18 protein-coding genes are annotated in these 21,248 nt (G+C 46.1%); 2 read left to right on the top strand and 16 right to left on the bottom strand.

Annotation, left to right across the window (positions count from 1 at the left end; translation table 11 throughout):
* The first annotated feature begins 105 nt into the window (after nucleotides 1-105).
* Complete coding sequence (locus tag ADS79_RS17380; protein WP_049739672.1) at nucleotides 106-747, top strand: NAD(P)H-dependent oxidoreductase; 642 nt, start codon at nucleotides 106-108, stop codon at nucleotides 745-747.
* Nucleotides 748-930: 183 nt separating this feature from the next.
* Here ADS79_RS17380 and ADS79_RS17385 read toward each other — a convergent pair whose 3' ends face one another.
* The 3 genes from ADS79_RS17385 to ADS79_RS17395 all read right to left on the bottom strand — a co-directional run bounded on the left by ADS79_RS17385 (nucleotide 931) and on the right by ADS79_RS17395 (nucleotide 4,905).
* Nucleotides 931-2,982, bottom strand: coding sequence for a serine hydrolase domain-containing protein (locus ADS79_RS17385; RefSeq protein ID WP_049739673.1), 2,052 nt, complete (start codon nucleotides 2,980-2,982; stop codon nucleotides 931-933).
* 57 nt (nucleotides 2,983-3,039) lie between these two features.
* Entirely contained in the window at nucleotides 3,040-3,801 is a 762-nt protein-coding gene (locus ADS79_RS17390) for a GNAT family N-acetyltransferase (RefSeq protein WP_201783413.1), read from the bottom strand.
* A 255-nt stretch (nucleotides 3,802-4,056) separates the two neighbouring features.
* Nucleotides 4,057-4,905 carry a MerR family transcriptional regulator gene (locus ADS79_RS17395; RefSeq protein ID WP_049739675.1) on the bottom strand — a complete coding sequence of 283 codons (849 nt, stop codon included), beginning with the start codon at nucleotides 4,903-4,905 and terminating at the stop codon, nucleotides 4,057-4,059.
* Nucleotides 4,906-5,109: 204 nt separating this feature from the next.
* Between ADS79_RS17395 and ADS79_RS17400 the strand changes: the two genes are divergently transcribed.
* A complete protein-coding gene (locus ADS79_RS17400; protein WP_049739676.1) occupies nucleotides 5,110-5,925 on the top strand; it encodes a MerR family transcriptional regulator in 816 nt (271 codons plus the stop codon).
* 287 nt (nucleotides 5,926-6,212) lie between these two features.
* On the opposite strand, the gene ADS79_RS17405 is transcribed toward ADS79_RS17400, so the two are convergent.
* From ADS79_RS17405 to ADS79_RS17465, 13 genes are all read right to left on the bottom strand, one after another.
* A complete protein-coding gene (locus tag ADS79_RS17405; RefSeq protein ID WP_049739677.1) occupies nucleotides 6,213-7,301 on the bottom strand; it encodes a serine hydrolase domain-containing protein in 1,089 nt (362 codons plus the stop codon).
* 116 nt (nucleotides 7,302-7,417) lie between these two features.
* The gene (gene menC / locus ADS79_RS17410) at nucleotides 7,418-8,524 is read right to left on the bottom strand and encodes an o-succinylbenzoate synthase (protein WP_049741038.1); all 1,107 of its coding nucleotides are present in this window, start codon (nucleotides 8,522-8,524) and stop codon (nucleotides 7,418-7,420) included.
* A gap of 19 nt (nucleotides 8,525-8,543) precedes the next feature.
* A complete protein-coding gene (locus ADS79_RS17415; protein ID WP_236700018.1) occupies nucleotides 8,544-9,377 on the bottom strand; it encodes a MurR/RpiR family transcriptional regulator in 834 nt (277 codons plus the stop codon).
* Nucleotides 9,378-9,800: 423 nt separating this feature from the next.
* A complete protein-coding gene (locus ADS79_RS17420; RefSeq protein WP_049739679.1) occupies nucleotides 9,801-10,853 on the bottom strand; it encodes an NAD(P)/FAD-dependent oxidoreductase in 1,053 nt (350 codons plus the stop codon).
* Between the two features lie 89 nt (nucleotides 10,854-10,942).
* Complete coding sequence (locus ADS79_RS17425) at nucleotides 10,943-11,821, bottom strand: hypothetical protein (protein ID WP_049739680.1); 879 nt, start codon at nucleotides 11,819-11,821, stop codon at nucleotides 10,943-10,945.
* Between the two features lie 144 nt (nucleotides 11,822-11,965).
* Complete coding sequence (cntE, locus tag ADS79_RS17430; RefSeq protein WP_049739681.1) at nucleotides 11,966-13,180, bottom strand: staphylopine family metallophore export MFS transporter CntE; 1,215 nt, start codon at nucleotides 13,178-13,180, stop codon at nucleotides 11,966-11,968.
* A 31-nt stretch (nucleotides 13,181-13,211) separates the two neighbouring features.
* Nucleotides 13,212-13,955 carry an ABC transporter ATP-binding protein gene (locus ADS79_RS17435; protein WP_049739682.1) on the bottom strand — a complete coding sequence of 248 codons (744 nt, stop codon included), beginning with the start codon at nucleotides 13,953-13,955 and terminating at the stop codon, nucleotides 13,212-13,214.
* On the bottom strand, nucleotides 13,942-14,763 hold the full coding sequence (gene cntD, locus ADS79_RS17440; RefSeq protein ID WP_049739683.1) for a staphylopine uptake ABC transporter ATP-binding protein CntD: 822 nt from the start codon (nucleotides 14,761-14,763) through the stop codon (nucleotides 13,942-13,944). The genes ADS79_RS17435 and cntD overlap by 14 nt, the downstream gene beginning before the upstream one ends.
* A 7-nt stretch (nucleotides 14,764-14,770) precedes the next feature.
* Nucleotides 14,771-15,664 carry a staphylopine uptake ABC transporter permease subunit CntC gene (gene cntC, locus ADS79_RS17445; protein ID WP_049739684.1) on the bottom strand — a complete coding sequence of 298 codons (894 nt, stop codon included), beginning with the start codon at nucleotides 15,662-15,664 and terminating at the stop codon, nucleotides 14,771-14,773.
* Nucleotides 15,665-16,597 (bottom strand): nickel/cobalt ABC transporter permease, encoded by a 933-nt coding sequence (opp1B, locus tag ADS79_RS17450; RefSeq protein WP_049739685.1) that lies wholly within the window; start codon nucleotides 16,595-16,597, stop codon nucleotides 15,665-15,667.
* Nucleotides 16,598-16,645: 48 nt separating this feature from the next.
* Entirely contained in the window at nucleotides 16,646-18,253 is a 1,608-nt protein-coding gene (gene cntA / locus ADS79_RS17455; protein WP_049739686.1) for a staphylopine-dependent metal ABC transporter substrate-binding lipoprotein, read from the bottom strand.
* Nucleotides 18,254-18,445: 192 nt separating this feature from the next.
* A complete protein-coding gene (gene lpdA / locus ADS79_RS17460) occupies nucleotides 18,446-19,825 on the bottom strand; it encodes a dihydrolipoyl dehydrogenase (RefSeq protein WP_049739687.1) in 1,380 nt (459 codons plus the stop codon).
* Nucleotides 19,826-19,837: 12 nt separating this feature from the next.
* A complete protein-coding gene (locus ADS79_RS17465) occupies nucleotides 19,838-21,163 on the bottom strand; it encodes a dihydrolipoamide acetyltransferase family protein (protein ID WP_049739688.1) in 1,326 nt (441 codons plus the stop codon).
* Between the last annotated feature and the right edge of the window lie 85 nt (nucleotides 21,164-21,248).

Below are 21,248 nucleotides of genomic sequence, written 5' to 3' on the forward strand. Positions count from 1 at the left end.
ATGCAATCAAAAATGAATAGCCCTAATATAATCGTACCCGATGCGACTTACACCTTACAAGCTCTTGGAGAATTATTCAAATAACCGAAAGTAGGGATTATCATTATGGCAACGGTATTATATATTACGGCAAATCCACAAGATCACGAGAAATCATACAGCATGTTAGTAGGGAAAGAATTCGTACAGACTTATCGATCTGCCAATCCAAATGACGAAGTGATCCATCTTGATTTGTATCAAATGGATATTCCACAGCTTGATAAAGACATTTTTAGCGGATGGGACAAACTAAAAGCTGGTAGGGCATTTGCACAATTGACCGAAGCAGAAAGAATGAAACTGAGCCGTATGAACGAGCTGGTTGACCAATTTGTCGACGCAGATAAATATGTATTTGTTACTCCGATCTGGAATTATTCATACCCACCCGTTATGAAGTCATACATCGACTCCATCTGCATAGCGGGTAAGACTTTCAAATATTTACCCGATGTCGGTCGAGTTGGCTTGATGAGTGATAAAAAAGCTGTTCATATTCAAGCAAGTGGAAGCTTCTTGTCACCAGGTTCAGATGATGATGACTTAGAAATGGGGCACCGCCATCTGAAATCTATTATGGAATTCATTGGAGTAACTAGCTTTTCTGGGATATTTGTGGAGGGAATGGCAGTGAAACCTGACCAAGAGCCTGTGATAAAAGACAAAGCAATTCAACAAGCGCGAGAGATTGCCCAACGCTTCTAACGATTGCTTCATAGGAGAGAGTGTGTTCGTTCAAAAACCCGCCACAGTCTAGGACTTTATTTACTCGTCCATGTCTGTCGCGGGTTCAATTTTTGGAGGGTACTTCATTTCTGTTTGATCAACAGCAGATGATGCCTAACCGAGATTCTCTAAGTCGCAGTGAACCAAACTTTTGGGTACAGCCTACTTCATCGATATCGTAAATTCCGAGCCTGGTGAGCCAACAAATACGATCGTTCCACTTTTCGGAAGAGTTACGTTATTGTTGCCATTGACAATGGAATGAATAAGTGGATATCCTCCATCTTCATCGTATACCGCGAAAGCACTCTTCTTTGGTAAATTGACCGTCATCGTTTTGCCTGCTGCCTTTGCCGGGATAGTATACCATTGGGCATTCCCGTTCGCTGGTACTGTGATCTTGGACTGATTTCCTGCGTAAATCGGTTTTACATTTGCCTCGCTCACTAATAGGGACGCGTTTATCTTTACATACTCGATGCCGTTTTCGGTGTAGAACTGGACTTCAGTCGTATCACGGCCTGCAATTCCTGGAATCTGGATCTGACTTGTCGCCGTATTCGGGCCTGTAATCTTTTTGTCCTGCCAATATCCTTGCAGACCGTCAGTGAGGCTAATTTCCATGACCGGTTGCTCAAAGAAATACATTTCAGAGCTGAATTTCTCGTTTACGAGATAAAACTTCGTTCCTTCCCTTTTTGCCCAAGCTGCGGCAGTCTCCTTCGATAGCTTGTTGTCTTCCAGCTTCTCTGCCGCATACTCTGACGTTGCTCCCTGTCCCAATCCCGGTAATCCATCGTAGGTTCTCTTCCACAAATACGTGCGTCCATTTTTTTCAGTGACGAAGCTGACCTTAGTCGTTCCGTCCTCATTTACAAAGCTTCCATCCGTAGTATAGATGTACCTCGTTTCTGGATCGTCTGGAAGGGACAGCTCTCCGTCTTTGCTGATCTCTACTTGGAATTGTGTATCACTGGTGGCGTAATAGCCTGCGCTCTTCAAGACATTTTGTGGTATTTTTGCCTTTACGTGCTTACCGAATGATTTGTCCGGCTTGATGCTCTTGATCTCGCCCTTTTCCTGGAGCGCTAGCAGAAGCAATTCGTTTGCCAGCAGTTGATTTGTGCTACTACTCCCGCCCGATGACAACACAGCAGCTGCCATCTTTTTCTCAGGAAGGACAACAAGTGACGCAGAATACACAGACAGGTCCCCACCTTTGGCCAATCCCTTTATACCATAATCATTGAACGGGTATAGCTTCACACTGTCCCAACCCAGACCGTAATTGTTGCTATCATCCAAATCTTCCGGCCAAATGCCTTTTTTGTATTCCTCCTGTTCCATCGCCCGTGCCGAATTGTCAGAAAGGATGTGATTTGCCTGTCCTGTAAAGAGTTGCGAGAATTTTACCATATCTTCTGCAGTGGAATTGATTCCCCCTTCTGCGATCACATTAACAAAACTATTCGGAAGCTGCTTATCGTAATCTGGAGCATATAATGCGGCAATCTTGTTACCTTTCAACTCATCTATAGGTGTCTTTGTGTGATTCATCTTCAATGGGTCTGTAAAATTTTGATGGATAAATGTGGTAAAGCTCATTCCGCTTACTCTTTCAACGAGAATCTCGGCAAGCGTGAAGCCGCTATTGCAATATACCGAGAATGCACCTGGGTCCGCCTTCAAGGTCTGCTCGGACAACGTCTGCAGAATCGTATCATGGGCGTAAGGATCATTATCCTCGAATAAAGAATCGTTCGGAGCTCCTGTACCGCGCAGACCAGACGAGTGGTTCAACAGCATGCGCGGTGTGATGCGCTTATATCGTTCGTCCTTCATCCTGAAATCGGTTATGTATTGGACGAGGGGCGTATCCAGATCGATTTTCCCTTCGTCGACCAATTTCATGACAGCCGCAGCTCCAAATACTTTGCTGACCGAACCGATACCGTAGATCGTATCTTTGGTCAGTGGCTTATCGTTCTTGCCAGTCTGTCCAGAAATCATGATTTTACCGTTGTCAATCAGCGCATATTGAACACTAAACGTTTCCGTAGATTCGAGTAGGAGCTCAGCCTTCTCGGCTGCGGTTTTCCCCAATCCTTGGCTTGAAACAACTGTAGGAGCGACGTTGGACGCCATTGCTCCGGCTGGTGCAAGCAGGGTCAGCGCAAGGGCAGCAGATAACACCTTAGACCGCTTTTTCTTCATAACAGCTTCCTCCTGATCGGTTTATTTTTCTTCTAAATGAAACAGGATATGGGACTGTCAGTTTGCGGAGTCGGGAGAAATTACTTCCCATTTTCCAAACAGGGTCAGACCCGCCGCTTTTGCAAGTAACGTAGACGAATGGTTATCGAGTTGGCATCGGTATTGGGGTACATATCCTTGACCATAGGCGTATTTACAAATGGAGCGCACCACTTTGCGGGCATGCCCTTTTCCTCTAAAAGAGGTCAGAGTCAGCACACCTAGATCTGCAATTTGCAAGTCGTCCTCCCAGGGGTACATACTCGCAGCGCAGACCAAGCGATTTTGCTCATAAGAGCCGAACACCGCCCAATGATCCAATTCCACTTGGGCGTCATCCAAGTCTTGTTCCGAGGCGGAGGACTGAAACGCGGAAAAACAGGCATTATCTTGCTCTGTTAACCGGCGCAAGTCACCTTCAAGTGTTTCTTGCAGCAATTCGATTTTATCCGCTTCCGAAAAATAAAAGAGATAGTCTGCGCCGTGCAAAGTGACATTGGCCTCATCCAATTTCCGACGAAAGATTGCTTCAGACAGTTCTTGATGCAGATGAAGACCTACCTTCTCTGCCAGTGCAGGCGTAAGGACTGCCATAACCCGACCGTCTGAGGTTTCCAGCACCATGACCCGACTCTCTTCGTCAAGATCAGGGTTGATTGTGACAGTTAAGGATTCATCGCTATAGAGGACGTCTCCATTCAAAAATGATGCTCGCCAAAAGTCAGTGATCGTTTGTGAAAATACGGGCATACTTGTTACTCGACTTGGTTGGTTCCTCATTCTGTTCACTTCCTAGTAGGCTGAGATAGTTTTTACAACGAAGCAGGCTCTCTTCTTACAAAATTGTCCTGCTCCGAATGTAAAACACATTCTATACCCTGACATTGTGTTAACGTCAATATCTCTCCTCCTACTCAACGAGTTCAGAAACTCACAAAGGATATTGCAGATTTATTATGTCTTTGATTTGTCTAAAAAATATGGTGGATCATAAATCCACGGCTATTTGATTGGGATGATCAAAACGGTTTCACTTCATTGACCAATAATCGTGTGACTTGCAATCGGAATGCATATTTCTGTGACGTATTCAGATTGATTATTCGTTTCTCCGCAATCTCGATAGTATCGTTCTACGGATGGTCCTATGATTGAATAGTTATTCTGTTTTGACCATGCAATGAGCGCTTGGTAAGGATGATTAATATCGTCATAACTACCGATATAAATCGTGCTCATATACAATCCACCTTCGATGATTCTGGTATAAAACGCTCCCTTGTTATATTCAGCGTTGACCGGAATACATACTTCGATATCTGCATCCTCAGGATCATACATGTAATTGGTTACATGAAAGATTGTCATACGTGTTCCAGTCATTACTAAATCGCTTGTCTCAAGCACTTCATAGAGCTCTAGGATCATTTGATCCATTGCTGCTTCATTCGTTCGTTTTCTTTGACATAATGCCAAGAATTCGCTGCGATGCCCGATTACGATATCGAAGTTTGGTTTCGATTGAAAGATTGTATCTTCTCCCAACGTTGCTCTAAGTTGATTTTCCAGCTCCCGTATTAAATAATGATGTTCTGTTGTTGACTGTTGCAGGTGATCGATCTTAAGTTGCAGTGTCTGTTTTGTATATTCCACATCATTTTTACATAATACGGACTTGATCTCTTCTAACGAAAAACCATATCTTCTGAATTGCTTTATCATCGAAATTTTATTTATTTCCACGTCGCTATAATATCTGTACCCGTTTTGTTCGATAAAACTAGGCTTTAGCAATTCAATCTTGTCATAATGCCTTAGCATTCTAGGAGATACCTTACTAATTTTCGCAAATTCACCGATCGTATATATAATAATCACCTTCATTCTTGAAGATCTGCAAGTGTAAAAAAGCACTACCTCGTTTACGCACAAAGCAGTTTTCAAACATGTTACATCATAAACCATAGAAAGGGAAAGAACAAAATCTTCACTCCCCTTGTTCCTCTAAACGCTCCGCTTGACCTTAGGACAGACCTAGGGTTTAATCTTGGGGTAGTTCACAACATCCAATCCATAGGAGTAGCCTTTATGAAGAGTGAAATTACAATCAGTGAATTAGCTAAGCTTATGAACGTGTCTGTTCACCAAATTCGTTATTTTGAGGAGAAAGGAGTCCTTCTTCCTGCTTACGTCGACAACAATCAGTATCGCATGTACAGCATGGATCAAGTTTACCAGCTCGCACATATTCTGTTGCTTCGCAGATTGGGAGTGTCAGTCCAATCTATTAAAGAATGCATGACATCTTTTTCTGCGGATCAATACGAACAGCTGCTCAAACGTTCCTTGGTAGAAATCAATGATGAGTTGCTTCGCCTTCAAGAGCTTCAGCAATTCATAAATAAGATATTGTATGAACAACAAAACTTTACCGTTCACCCCTATCACTACCAAGTCAAATGGCGAGCTGAGAGCTATTTGGCACCTTGGCTTGAAATGGATGCACAAACGCAGCTTCATGCCAAATTGTTGGCTGATCGGGCAAAATACATTCCAAACTTGTTCGAATCAGATATTTACTTTATCGAAAATGAAACGAGCACGATTACTTTATACACGGAAACACAAGCCCCTGGCGATTATTCCATACCCAGCGGCAACTATCTCACTACCCAGAAATTAGTACAGGATGATGCTGAGCTCGCACAAGCCATTGAACAGTTTTACGCCTATGCCGCCACACAGTCTTACGTTCTCCAAGGACCCGTGATCCTCATTGAGAGATCGTATTTATCTCTCTTTAGTCAAAACGAGCTGCATTATGAGCTCCAAGCCTTGATTGAACCGACTCCAAATTCTGAAAGGGATCGATGTCGGTTAAATGGGATAACGGCTCCTACATGAAGCAGCAGCCAAAGCACCATTCGTGGGAGAGCTTTCGCATATTTGGCAAACGGAACCTCTTTAAAATGCTACTCGCAATGTATTTTTTAGAGCATAAACCAAAGCCAGGAGAATGCTATATTGCGGACGTGGTTGTATACACGTCACTTTCTCTTTCATGAACGGACGTGGCATTATATGGTACAGAAAGTGAGATAGCATCGGCATAACCAGGCTAAATCCAAACATTTTCCTAAAGAAAATAAGCCGGTATTACCCGGCTAAGTGGAAAGCGATGTTTTCTTTGATTATTCCGGAATCCGATAGGGCCGATCAAAAAGGATATTCTCCACAGCCTCTATAATCGCTTGTGTCCTTTCTCCGTCCTGTTCCATATTGGAAAGATAAATGAATGTTTTGTCATGATCAAGATAACGGCCTAACCAGGTTTGATATCCTGGCCATCCCCCTCCGTGGCAAACAACCTTTCCTACCCCGGAATCATTGCGAATCCGCCAGCCATACCCATAATCAGAAGGTTGATGGTCTGCCAAGAGAACTGGTGAAAAGGCTTTTTCTAGGGTATCTTTGCTTACCAGCTTCTCTGTATATAAGGCCCTATCCCATTTTCTCAAGTCTTCGAGTGTTGAATTAACGACTCCATCTCCCTGAATTCCATCCAGATAAATCACAAAATCGTGATCTGCTAATTCGTCTGGCAAACAGTATTTTCCCAAATGATGGGCAGAAACGTATCCATAAGCGTAATTGTCAATGGACTTCTGAGTATATCTCCGGTTGTAAACGCGAGTCTTCTCCATTTCCAGTGGATAAAAGATTCGTTGTTCCATAAAATCAGCAAAGCTAGTTCCCGACACTTGCTCGATGATTAAGGCGAGTAATACATATCCGGTATTGCTATATTCATATTTTTCATTTGGGCGAAAATGGATGTCTGGCTTATGGAGCTTCAGCTGCTCAAGAACATCCTGGTTTGCGGCAATTTTAGACCTGTCCCAGTGTTGCTCAAATAACGCCATGTAATCCGGCAAACCAGACGTATGTGTCAGCAGATGATGTACAGAAATATCTGCATACGGAAAATCAGGAAGGAATGTTTCGATTGTGTCCTCGTAGCTGATTTTTCCCTGTTCTTGCAATATCATGATGCCCATCGCGGTAAATGCTTTGGAAACAGACGCAAGCTCAAAAACTGAATCGGTATTCAACATCGTAGAGGACGCCAGCTGTGCGTAACCGAACGCCCCCTTGTATAAGGGAACGCCTTTATCGAGCACCATGATGTTTCCATTGAATTTCTTTTTATCTGCTAAAGTCGTAAATAGCTCTTCAAGCTGAATGAATTGCTGTTCTAGCGAATTGCTTTGTCGTTCCATTTTTCATAACTCCTCTCGGGATCAGGTTTCATACAAAAATGGATGCAGCTTGCTAATGACTATACGTGACTATGCGTTCCCTGGCATGGATTAAGCAAGATAGACAGGAATACTACTTATCCATAAACTTTTTCTTCCAGCGTAAGGGCTTTTATTTTGTTCCGATCAGGTTCGTAGCCGATTCCTACCCCATCTGGCACGGTTATGATCCCGTTGTCTACTGTAACCTCTGGGTTAATAATATCGGCATGCCAATAGTTAGAGGAAGCAGCCGTATCTCCAGGTAATGTAAAGTTAGGGAGAGAGGTCATTGCAATATTATGAGCCCTGCCTATTCCAGATTCGAGCATTCCTCCACACCAAACAGGTATGTTGTGCAGTTGGCATAGATCATGGATCTTTTTGGCTTCTGTCAGGCCACCAACTCGTCCAATTTTGATGTTGATTACTTTTGTACTCCCTAATTTAAGGGCTTTCCGCACATCCTCCGCAGAGTGAATGCTTTCATCCAAACATATAGGGGTTTGCATTCGAGCTTGCAATTCAGCGTGATCAATCAAATCGTCGTGAGCCAAAGGCTGTTCGATCATCATTAATTGAAACTCGTCCAATTGTGCTAAGTGATCAATATCCTCCAAGCTGTACGCAGAGTTTGCATCCACCTTCAGTGGAATCGTTGGGAATTCTTTGCGTACACTACGCGTTACGTCAACGTCCCAGCCCGGTCTGATTTTTATTTTGATCCGTTTGTACCCTTCAGACAGACTGCGTTCAATTTTACGCAACGTCTCATCTGTAGAATCCTGGATTCCGATGCTAACCCCTACTTCGATCTGCTTTTTGACTCCTCCTAAAGCAGTTGCCAAGGATATATTCTTTTCTCTCGCGTATAAATCCCAGACGGCACTTTCCAAGGCCGATTTCGCCATATAATTTCCACGAATATGCGAAAAGAACTGTGATACATCGTCTGGGTGATTGATTTGCTCCTTCAAAATGATCGGGATGAGGAAATCCTCCATGATGTGCATATTCGTTTTTACCGTTTCTTCTTTATAAAAAGGGTCCGCACTTGCAACCGATTCCGCCCATCCAGATAGTCCGTCCTGATTCTGAATTTCGATGAGGAGAAATTCCCGATCTCTTTCTGTTCCCAGACTTGTCGTAAAGGGATGAACTAATTCCATTTTCAATCGTCTGACAATCACACGCTTCATCTTCATCATGTTCCCTCTCTCCATTTCACTCGATAAATAACCCTGCTTGGTTGTAGATTTGTTCAAGTTTTTTCCGTCGTTCGCGAGCATTTTTCTCATCTCTTTGATGTATTCCCATGACTATGAATTCTGACAGACTAAGCAGTGCCAAGATGTGGTCCGTAAAAATCTCTGGATTCTCTCCGGTAGTCAATGTAATCGTTGCAAGCTGCCCGATTGGCGATAAAGGTCGGTCAGTCATGGCAATTAAGGTAGCCTTTTGTTCTCTTGCTTGTTCTGCCAAAACGAGAGCTTCCTTCGAGTAGCGAGGCAAGGAAATTAATAACACAACTGATTTTTCTGTAAAATTAGCCAATGTTTCCGGATGATAACCAGTCGGTGATGAAACGAAGACATGATCACGAAGCTGATTCAATTTGTAGTAAAGCCAGTAAGCAGCTGTGTATGATTCCCGAAAGCCACCAACAATGATTCGGTCAGCTTTCATCAATAGCTCTACTGTCTTCCAAATATCTTCTTCTCTCACCTGGTTAACCAAACAATCTAATATTTTCTTTTCATGTTGGATAGAATGAGCAAATATGTTCGTAACCTTTCCTTCTTCCTCCTCAGAAGGCAAAATCACATGAGAAGCGTGTTGTTTCTGGCTAAGCATCTCTTCTCTGATCATTTTTTGCATTTCAGAAAAGCTGTTTAAACCAAGTGCATAAGACAATCGAATGACGGTTGTTTCGCTGACTCCAACTTCACGCGCAATCTGAGAAATGGTAGAAAGTGCGCTCTGTTCCAGTGAAGTTACTAAAAATTCTGCAACTTTTTTTTGTCCAGGTGAAAGATCTTGGTATTTCTCCTTGATCATTTGTTGAAAGGTCTTCGTTATCATAAACATCTCCGCTCAATATGTAGAATTAAATACTCCTTAAAATATATCATAACGAATTTTTAACTCCGCATCAACCTAAAATTTGAAAGCGATTTCTGACTGAAAGAGAAAAGGACCTACCTAGGCTATTAACAGCTAGGCAAACCCTTTACTACGGTTGTTTCTCATCAAGCGTATAAGTGACACGCTACAACATGACCGGGTTCTACCTCAGTAGGCATGGGCCGAACCGATTTACAGATGTCCATACATTACACACCTCGCGGATGAAACGTGCATCCTTGTGGTGGATCACGATCAAAACGAAATGAATTCCAGCTTCTTAGCTTCAAACGCAAAAAAGGCAAACCCTAAAGGTTTACCCAGTTCTTAACCGAAAACAGTCATTCGGTATCGCAATTATGAAACGGAAAACCTGGATAATCGCCAACTGCTTAGTTCGTCCACTTGCATATTTCCGATAATTTCCTTTGCTGCTAAACGACTTACCAGAGGTGCTAGTGTAATTGCTGGATGCATCACGGCTAGATAGAGCCCCTGTACCCGATCATGAAATCCAACAATAGGATACCCGTCTTCCGGCATCGGTCTCAATCCAACACTGATACTTTCCAGTGTCAAATTCTCCCCGCCACGCAAACTGTAGCGCAGCGTTTCAAAGGCTCGTTTTCCAACTGCCTCTGGCCCATTTTCTCCTGACTCATCGATATAATCCTCCGCCGCAAGTAATGTTTTGCTGTTGGGTTGTCTCGCTTCAAATTTCTCGTTAGAAATGAGCGAATGAATGATTTTTTCCTTCGCATTCATCCGAATCAGAATAGAAGGTGAAGGAGCGACGGGTACATCGATGCCAAGTGGCAGGCAAAGTCCGGGTACTGCGGTACCGGCAGCAAGGACAATCACATCCGCTTCAATAAACTGATTGGACGTATGTACGCCAACTACGACAGAATCCTCTTTTTGTATTTGGATCACTTTTGTATCAAAGAGAACTGTTGCTCCGTTTTCTTGAGCTTTTTTTATAAGAAGGTTTGTTGCGAGTACCGGATCTAAGGCGCCTTCCTTATCGGCAAAATTAGCTTCCTCGGGGTATTCGACCAAGTTTGGTTCCAATTCGAACATTTGCTGCTGATTCAATCTCTGGATCTGACTATCCTCACTATTTGCAGCAATTCCCCAAGTAAGTGCCCCATGCCAATTGATGTTCAGGCCAGGTAGCTCTTTTTCTAGTGCATGGTATTCCGCGAGCACTGCATCGTATAAAGGACGGGATTTAGAAAAAACTCGCCCAGACGGATTAATCCAGGCGAATGATTTTTCGGTCACTTCACACGCAGCTGTTGAATGACTCTCGATCAAAGTGACATTTTGATTATGCTTTGATAATTGATAGGTCATCGCTGCACCAACAATGCCTGCACCGACAACGACAATCTTTTGTTTTGTATGCATGAAATCCTCCATGGTATGCATTGGTCACGACCTAAGATGAAGTCATGCCCATCGGTTTTTAAACTACGAGGAACAGACAAAAGGAAGGGCTAAGCGTGAGCACTATCATTTTTGCCCAGCAGATGGATGAAAGAAGTCAAATTCCTTTTTAAAAGGTCTTGATTCGCAAACGGTATTGCAGCCATTCTTTCCTTTACCTGGCTTTCGAATTGTGACAGATTCGATGCGTCAACATCTTCGAATCGATTGGGAATGGGCGTGTTTTTTAGATTTTGCATGAGACTGTCCTGTTCTTTGAGATAGGTAGTCCTCCACTCTGGGTGGAACCGCTGTTTTTTGACAAACTGGATGAGGAGACTGGCACGCTCTGTTGCATTCGTTTCCGTTGCTTGATACTTTTTAAAGGCTTCCGGATCAAATCGCTCCATCAATTTGCTAGGGTTTATATAATCGTCTGGGGCACCTTGTGGTTTCTGTGGTAATTCTATATAGCTCACCCCACCTGTAGCTGGGTCTACTTTTCTCGTTTTCGATACTCCAGCTAAAAGATGGATGGTATCTAAAAATTGTGAAGCATCCTTATCCTTTAAATATGTTTCTGCCAAAAACTTTGCTTTGGCCATTCCCATTTCAATTAATTCGGATCTTTCTTCGTCCGTAAAGTCTGAGGTGTTATTAAAAAAATTGGATTCAAAAATATGATTGATGGCGTCTTTGAACTCTTGCGATTGTCCATCCAGAACTCGATCGAGTGACGCGTTCACATCTGTACTAAAGAAAAACTGTGCCGGATTATGCTTAATGGCATCCTCGGGGAGCTGTCTTGACGTTGTCATGGAGCTTAGTTCTACTTTATCAGGGTGTGCAAGCTCAGGAATATAACCAGCTTTCAGGCTAGGCTTTGCTTTGTTTCCTTGTAGGGAGTATAGGTTGATGGATAGGAAGTCCGATCCTTTTTGAATTTGCACACAAATCGCTCCTCGTCATGATTTCATCGCGAATGATAGACAATATGCAAAAGGCAATTGACGCTCTACGTGATACGTATGTATTATAAAAAAATTGCCTATTTTAGGCAATAGTGTTTAAAGCTCCTTCTTTTTTCGAAACGTTTAGATAGCTTTGTTCTCTTCTGCAGTCGTCTCCGCTAATAGCGAGCGCTGGTTGTAGGCAACGAGCATCATTGCTGTACCAAGGACTGCGCAAAGCATGTACATCATGGAATACGAGGTCAAATCCGCCACTGGTCCCATCACAATACCTCCCAGCGAGACACCAAGATCGGCCATCGCGATAAACAGTCCGAGCAGCACATTGCGGTTTTCTTTTGGCAATACAAAGCTTAAATAGGTCGTCAGTGTTGGATATAGAAGCGCCTGTGCGACGCCCATTAAGAGCGCACCAGCATAGAACAAAATGGCTCCGACATTTGTAGCGAGGCTAACGCACAGTGAAGCCGCAGCAAGCAGCGACATCGTACCCATCATAAAAAATGAATGCCACTTGCCATCTGACGGAATTTTTTTCCTGAGCACAAAGCGTGCCGCAACGACAACTGCCGCCTGTAGCATCAAGTAAACAGCAGTGCTCCCACTTTCAATCTGCGCAGCGTACAACGGAACAAAGGCAGTTACGGCGCCAAATATTAGCGACGCGCTCAGCATCAGTACACTACTTTTGAACAAATGAGGATTTTGTACCAATTGACCGAAGGATTGCCACATCGCAGCACTTTGGTTACGTGGTTCAGATTCTCCTGTGGATGCGGTAGACTGATTGTCCATTTTCGCTGTAAAGCCCACTCCTCCTGTAAGCACAGCGATGACGAGCATGATTCCTGCAAACATGTTCATGTCACCCGTTTGCCATATGCCTATCGCCAGCAAAGGTCCAATCATGCCTGGCATGTACGAGCATAACGAATACATGGAGATACCCTGCGAACGATCCTTTTCGGGAAGTGCGTCAATGATGCCAAGCTGCAGCGCCATAGAGAAAAAGGCTGTGCATACCCCCTGCAGTACGCGCGCGACTAAATATCCACCAAGACCCGTAAATGCATACATCACGAGCGCAGCTCCGTTGACAACCAGTATAACGCGCAGCACCTTAATGGGGCCGTGTCGTTGAATCAACCCGCCAGCCCATGGGCGGAAAAGCATGGTTGTAAGCAGATACGCCCCCATAATGACGCCAATCGTCGTATTGGAAGCTCCCCATGCTTCCCCTTTCAACGGGATGATGACATTTAAAATTGAATTTCCACTGAAATAGCATAACGTGAGCAAATACAGCCGCATAAACGGCCAGGATAAGGCTCCTTTCACCGCTACTGCTCCTTCCCATTCGTTGGTTCGGTCATACCATGATCTTTTGCAGCAGCTCCCTTGCATAAGGAGATTGGACGCTACTCAAACGTTCGACATCGACGAGCTCCTCAATCCGACCATTTTTCACGATCATGACCCTGTCGCACAAATAAGCAGCTGCCTGGATATCGTGAGTGATAAAGATATAACCCATTCCATGCGTGACCCTCAAGCACTTTAGTAAATCCAGGACCTGGACTTGAACTGAGCCATCTAGCGAGCTAATCGCTTCATCGAGCACCATGCATGCGGGCTCTGTGGAAATGGCTCTGGCAATGCATACGCGCTGTGCCTCTCCACCTGATAGCTCATGAGGGTATTTGGGAAAATAGGAGGCATCCAGCCCAACCTGTACTAGCAGATGCTCCATTTTACTTCTGCGCAGCTCCGGCTTCTCTTTTGCCAGCGTTAGCGGCTCGAGCATCGCCTGTTCGACTGTATAGAACGGATTGATAGACGACGTATAATCCTGAAATACCGCACTGATGCCTCCCCTTCTCGCATGGCGGCCTGCCACGGGTTTACCTGCAAACGTGATGCTGCCTTGATCTGGCTTTTCAATGCCCAGTAACAAACGTCCCAGCGTCGATTTGCCGCTGCCGCTTTCACCGATAATGCCAAGGCATTCTCCCTGCTTCCATTCAAAGCTGATGTCGTGAAGGATTTGCTGCCACTTTTTAACGAACCATCCACCTTTTTTGTATGATTTGTTCACACCATCAACCTTCAGCAACACCATCGCCTCCCATCAGCTGCCTGAAATGACGTTGAAGCGCCATCTTTGACGAAACCAAGTAACGGGTATACGGATGCTGCGCGCTAGAGAAAATCTCCCCTGTTTCGCCTTGCTCAATGATTTCTCCGTCCTTCATAACCAAAACCCTATCAGCAATCCGTTTGACTACACCCAAATCGTGTGAAACAAATATCATTGAGCTGCCCAGCCGGCTTCGCAATTGCTCGAACTGTTCCACAACCTCGAATTGTGTAACGGCATCTAGCGCTGTCGTTGGTTCGTCAGCAATGAGAATGTCTGGTTCTAGAACGATAGCGAGAGCAATCATGACCCTCTGCAGCATGCCCCCGGACAATTCATGCGGATAACGCGCCAATACTGCACAAGGATCATTGAAGCCAACGCTCTCCATCGCTCGTTTAACGTTTTCGCTCCTCTCACTGCGACTCCAAGGAGTATGTACAGCAAGCGTTTCCCGCAGATGAGCACCGACTGGACGAGACGGATCAAATGCACGCATGCCATTTTGCATAATCATGCAGAGTCTATTTCCTCTTAGCTTGCGCATCTCTTTCTCGGGAAGACCAGAAAGATTGATTCCATTCAGGATGATGTCCCCTGACTGGCGAAGCCCTGACCGATTCAGACGTAGTAACGCCCGGCAGGTCAGTGACTTCCCGCTGCCGCTTTCTCCAACAATAGCAAGGCATTCCCCTTGACTGAGGTGGAAGGAGCTGTCCGTAACAAGGATGCGACCAGTGAGACTGTCCCATATTTTCAAATGTTCGACTTCAAGGATATTCATAACTGGCTTACGCAGCCTCCTTCCCTCGCAGCTTCGGTAAGAAAGTACCGATGCGTGCTTTCATTCCTTGTCTGCCCGTCATCAATTTTGGATCGAGAGCAGTTTGGAGCGCATCGGACAGAAAATTGACGGATGACACGATTACCATAATGGCCAGACCTGGAATCACCATTAGCTCAGGGCGGGAGAACATGACCGATCTCGCTTCATTCAGCATCATGCCCCACTCTGCGTGTGGTGCCTGAATACCCAGGCCGAGAAAAGACAAGCCGGATATTTGCAAAATCATGGACCCGAAGCTGCTGCTGGAGATAACCGCGATTTCCGGTAGAGCTACCGGCATGATATGCCTCGCCATGATGCGGAAATGTCCAGCTCCAAGCGTCCTAGAGAACTTTACATAATCGGCATCCGCATACTGCAGGACGGCAGTTCGAATGACACGGGTGAACCACGCCCATTTCATCATGACAAATGCGAGCAATATATTTTCCAACCCAGCCCCCAGCATGCCAACAATCGCAAGTGTCATGACGTACCCCGGAAATGAAAGCATGCAATCGCAAATCCGCATCAAGAACGCATCGGTCTTTTCCTTGAAATAGCCTGCGACAAAACCGAGTACAGTACCAATACTTGCAGATGTAGCTAACGCGACGAGCACCCACAGAACGCTGGGTCGAATACCGTAAATGAGCCGAGAAAGAACACAGCGGCCGAGATGGTCGTTGCCAAGCCAATACTGCCAGGATGTCTCTGCAAAGCGCAGCTCCATATGCACCTCATTTGGATCATGCGGTGCAAAAAGTGGTGCGCATAGACCAATTATTAGCGTGGACGCGACGACAGCAAGTGATACAGCCGCTACTTTATCCTTCATCAGTTGCACGAGCAGCTTCATCTATAACTCCTTTCGTAGCTTGGGATTCAGGAACACATTGATGATATCGGACATGGTATTAAACAGCACGAAGGCAGCAGCAAGTACCAGGACATACGCCTGAATAATGGGAAAATCCCTGCTAAGTATCGATTTAACCGTCAGTGTACCGAGACCGGGCCATGCGAAAATGTTCTCCACGACAACTGTGCTGCCCAAAATAACGGGAATGGCAAGACCGAAAACCGAGACTGCTACCTGTAAGGAATTGCGCAAAATATGCAGGATAATTCTACTCTCTGGCAAGCCGCACGCTCTGCCATACAGCACGTAGTCTTCATGTAGATTACTCAGCATGGAACTGCGGATCAACCGGAAATAGATACCCGCGTAACCAACAACAATAACCGCTACTGGCAAGACGTAGCTGCTATAAGAGTCCATTCCACTCGTCGGAAACCAGTCCAGCTTCACGGAAAAATACCAGACCATCAACGCCGCAAGCCAATAAGTCGGCATCGCGGTTACGAAAAAGGAAATGCCACGAACCGATATATCTAGCACTTTTCCCTCTCTCAAAGCGCAGACGATGCCCAGCACAATGGAGAGAATGATAATGAATACCGCTGATACAATTGTCAGCTTGAGTGTGTTCAGCAAAGCCGGACCGAGCAAGGACCATACGGGCTTCCCCGTCACATAGGAGCTTCCGAAATCAAGCTGTAGGCAAGAAGACAGCCAATCAACATACCTGACAAACAGCGGGCGGTCCAAGCCGAGCGCAGTTCTCGTTTCCGTGATCAGCTCATCGGTTACTACCGGAACTTCTTGCGCACGTAAGATAATCTCAGCAGGGTCCAACGGTGACAATTGGTTCAGCACAAATGCCAGAAATGAAATGACAACGAGTAACGGTATCGCAATCATAATTCGTTTTACAAGGTAACCGCCCATAGTACGTTTCTTTCACACCCCTTTGCGGGATCATCGTTATTATTTCTCCTATTCAAAATGCATCCGTTCAAACGGCAGCTCGAATTGCGTTTGCTTGAACAAGACGCCTTGCAGACTAGCCGGAGCGACTACCGTTACGCTGCCGTTTGTCAGTGGTATAAAGACAGCTTCGTTATGTACGATGGTCAAAATGTCTGCATACAATGCTTGCCTCGTTTTTTCGTCAGCCGATATCATCACTTCGTCGATTTTTTGGTAAAGTTCTTTCGCTTCTGGGATTCCGCTTGTTGTATGACGGTAGGACGACTCGGCAGCAAAAGCAGCAATCGTGCTTTGCGGATCATAGGCGAGTCCCCATGTTTGATTGAACAGTAAATCGTAGTCTCCGTTTGATCTCCGCTTCGCGATAGAGCTTGATTCTTCTCCAATCAAATCCAGCTTCATGCCGATCTTGGAAACCTCGTTTTGAATCAACTCTGCCTGTGTTTTTTGTGAAGAGGAGTTGACATCGTAATACAGCTTCATCGAGAGTGGGCGACCAGCCTTCTGCCGAAGCTCACCCTCTTTTGTTGCGAACCAGCCAGACTGCTCCAACAGGCGCTTCGCGGTCCCAGGATCATATTCACGTTTCTGTAATCCAATATTGGCGTAAGCAACGTTAGAAGAGAAAAGCGTTTCCGCGGCCGTTTCCGTCTCGCTGAAGACACTGTGGTTAATGGTTTTCCTGTCAATGGAGTGCCAGATCGCTTCGCGGACTGCCTTTTCGCTGACGGGACTGTCCGACCTGCTGCTGTTGGCAACGATCATCTTCGTATTCATCGGTTCACTACGAACAATTTGATATGTACCCGTTTGTGTCAGTCGATTCATGGCTTCCACATCGATACTGTCTGTGCCACGATCATCCGTGAAGACAAAGTTAACCTCGCCTTTTTGCAACGCCAGCAGGGTTGTTTCACCAGCAGGCAACACCTTGGCTGTTATTCGCTTCACTTTGGGCATGCCACCCCAGTAATTTTCATTTGCTTCGAAGCGCGCGTATTGATCGGTCACATGCTCGACCAGTTTATAGGGTCCTGTACCATTGAACCCTGCTACGCCGTTCTTCGTTTCTCCATTTTGGAAATCGTTTGGCGACAGAAATACATAGGGGCGGGTCATTGATAGCTCCAGCAACGTCGGGTAATACGGCTCCGTAAGTGTGAATCGGACAGTATGCTCATCAATTACCTGCACTTCTTTCAGCTTCGAGGACAGTTTTATCCAGGTATGCTTGCTGGCATTGTGCTGCACCGCCTCGATGTTTTGTTTGACCGCTTCGGCGTTAAAGGTTGCTCCATCGTGGAAAGTAACGCCTTTTCGCAAATGGAAAGTGTAGACCTTGCCACCCTCAGAGATGTCCCAGGATTCTGCCAACAGTGGTTTGATCCCGTTCTGCGTGTTTTCGACCAACGATTCGTACACCATCCCTTGTGCTGCCATTGAGCCGGGATACAAATGTGGGTTCATATCGTTGATGTCTTTCGCCGTTGCATAGACGAGCTCTCGCGCTTTGTGCGGCATTTCCCCGACACTGCTTTTGTTGTCGCTGCATCCGATCAGTAAGCTGACGGCAAAAATGCTCGCCAATAGCCCAGGTAGGGTTGCTTTATGCATCTGTTTGTAACACTCCCTTAAAAAGTAATCATTACGTTTTATCTGATATTAGTATATCGTAATGATTACTATTATCGTTGTCAATCTAAAATTGTCCTTGAACATTCGATTTATTGGAAAATGGTACAAAAACAAGAAAAAGCCAGAATGAATGCCATTCTGGTTTTCTGCTTGGCTATTTTTTTCGTAAACTTAACCGTGAACGGCGTGTCCGAGTGCCCCTCGAACTGCTTCCAGCATTGCCTCCGAGAGTGTAGGATGTGGAGCGATAAAGCTCTCCATCGCATCTGCTGTCATCTCCGTATGCAGCAGGAGCGCTGCTTGCCCGATTAGCTCAGTTGCGCTTGGCCCAACCAATGTTACGCCGACAATCTCATGATAGACAGGCTCTACCAGCACCTTTACTTTCCCAACCGTCTCCTGCAAGATCATTGCTTTGCCATTCGCCGAAAAAGGGAACTCACCAATAAGTAGTCCTTCATATTGTTCCCGAGCCTGACGTTCTGTCAAACCGACCGAGGCAACCTCTGGCGCAGTATAGATACAGCGCGGAACAGCCCGAAAATTGACAGTGACCTCATCCCCACATGCTCCAAGAGCAGCCACTTCGCCTTCGTGGAAAGCGACATGCGCCAGCTGGATGCCACCAGCCACATCCCCGACTGCATAAATATGGGCTTGATTTGTCTGCATTTGCTCGTTTACTACAATTCCGCGTGACGTGACACGAATACCCGCCTGTTCCAGACCGATACCAGATACACGCGGCTTGCGTCCAATTGCCACTAACACCGCATCCGCCTGTACCTCGCTCACACCATCCGCTGTGAAAAAGTGTGCTGTTTTGCTCGCTCGCTCCAGTGATTCTACACGGCTTTCGAGATGAATCTCAACTCCAGACTTTCGAAGACTTTTTTCTAGAATACCCGCAATATCAGCATCCTCTCCGGGCAGGAGCTGTCCTGCCATTTCGACCACAATGACGCGACTTCCCATGCGACTATACACAGAAGCAAATTCACAGCCAATCACCCCTCCTCCTACGATGAGCATCACAGGTGGAGTTGCGGGAAGCGATAGACAGTGACTGCTGTCTAGGATCCATTCTCCGTCAAATGGTGCAAAAGGAAGAGCGATAGGCTCAGCCCCTGTCGCTACGATATATTTTTCTGCCTCCATTACACTGATACCGTCTGGAGTCTGGACCTGCAAGGTATGTTCATTTTGAAAGGATGCACTGCCGCGTATAACCTGTACCTGATTGCGCTTCATCAAATACTGTACGCCACCTGTCAGGCTCCGAACAATGCCCTGCTTGTAATCATGTACCTTCTCCCAATTGACCTCTGCCTGACTTCCAGCTCCCTCGATGCCAAAACGCTCGGCATGCAAAACATGCTGATATGTCTCTGCACATTCAAGCAGCGCCTTGGTTGGCATACAGCCTTCGTTCAGGCATGTGCCGCCAAGCTCCTTTTGTTCAATCAGGACCACCTTTTTACCACGCCGTGCCGCTGTGATAGCAGCTACGTAACCGGCGGGACCTCCGCCAATAATAGCAATATCATACATGCGCTCTCCCTCCTAGATCAGCAGGCTGTATGGATCTTCGAGATATCGTCTGACCTCGGCCAAAAATGCAGCCGCAGGCGCTCCGTCCAACGCCCGATGATCAAAAGTCAGGGATAGTGGCAACAAGCTGCGTCGCTGTACCTCGTCACCGATATAAACCGGTGTATCTCTCGCTGCTCCGATGCCAAGGATGCCTGTTTCCGGGGGGTTCAAGACTGGCGTAAAGGTGTCCACACCATAGCCGCCAAGATTGGTGATCGTAAAGGTAGAGCCTTTCATTTCTTCGGGCGCAAGCTGATTTTGCCGCGCTTTTGTACTGGCTGATTTTATTTCATGTGACAGCTCGGTAAGAGTTTTTGCTTCTGCATGACGGATAACTGGAACGACGAGACCCTTTTCCAATGCTACCGCGATCCCTAAATGAACCGCTTCATATCGCTCTATGCGATCCTCTAGAAACGCGCTGTTCATTTGTTTGTGACCCAGGAGTGCAAGCACTACGGCCCGGGCAATCCAATCCGTAACAGACAGCTTCAGCTTGTGCCGAGCCTCTATTTCAGCAGACAGCTTTTCCTTCAGTTGTAAAAGCTCCGTAATATCCGCCCGCATGTTGATCGTCAACTGTGCACTCTGCTGTAAGCTCGTATGCATCCGTTCCGCGATGACCCTGCGCATGCCTGTAACCGGGATGCGCTCTGCTGTTTGAACCGGCTGAAGTTCTGAAGCTGTTGCAGCTGTGTTGTGATCCACTGTCGATTGGCCACTTGCAGTTGTCGCATCAGACACGCTTTTCTCCTGCGCTGCTTCCGCTTGTGAATGTCCGCGAGAGAGGACAGCCCGCTCCACATCTTCTTTGGTAATTCGTCCCTGTGGCCCTGTTCCAATCAGGAGTGTGTAATCGACTCCTTCTTCCTCGGCCATTTTACGAGCAACAGGGGATATTTTGATGCTATTGCGCGACTGTAGGGAAAGAGGAGTCGCTGCTGTCTCTATACTGGTTGGGGGTCCCTGCTGTTTCTGAATGGCCAATGAGGCAGCCGATTCCGCCTGGGCATTTCCCGAAGCCGCCACAGGTGCTGATGCGACTGCTACCAGCTCACCTGGATGACCAATCGCACCTAGAACCGTTCCATAGGGAACAACCCCTCCTGGCGGCACGTTAATGCTGAGCAGGACACCATCAGCGGGAGCCTCTACCTCCATCTCGATTTTTTCCGAGCTAATATCGACGATGCCCTCTCCTTTTTTCACGGGTTCCCCCGTCTGCTTCTTCCAAGCGATGACCGTCCCTTCCACCATTGCCATCCCCAGCTTGGGCATGATGATATTCTCTGCCATTTTCTTCTCTCCTCTCCTGCCAACATAGTCCCCTCTTACAGGGGCGAGGGCACCCGACGTTCGCTTCTGCCACTAGTCGGGTGCT

Origin of the sequence: Brevibacillus reuszeri (genome assembly GCF_001187725.1) — a bacterium.
Taxonomy (GTDB): Bacteria; Bacillota; Bacilli; order Brevibacillales; family Brevibacillaceae; genus Brevibacillus; species Brevibacillus reuszeri.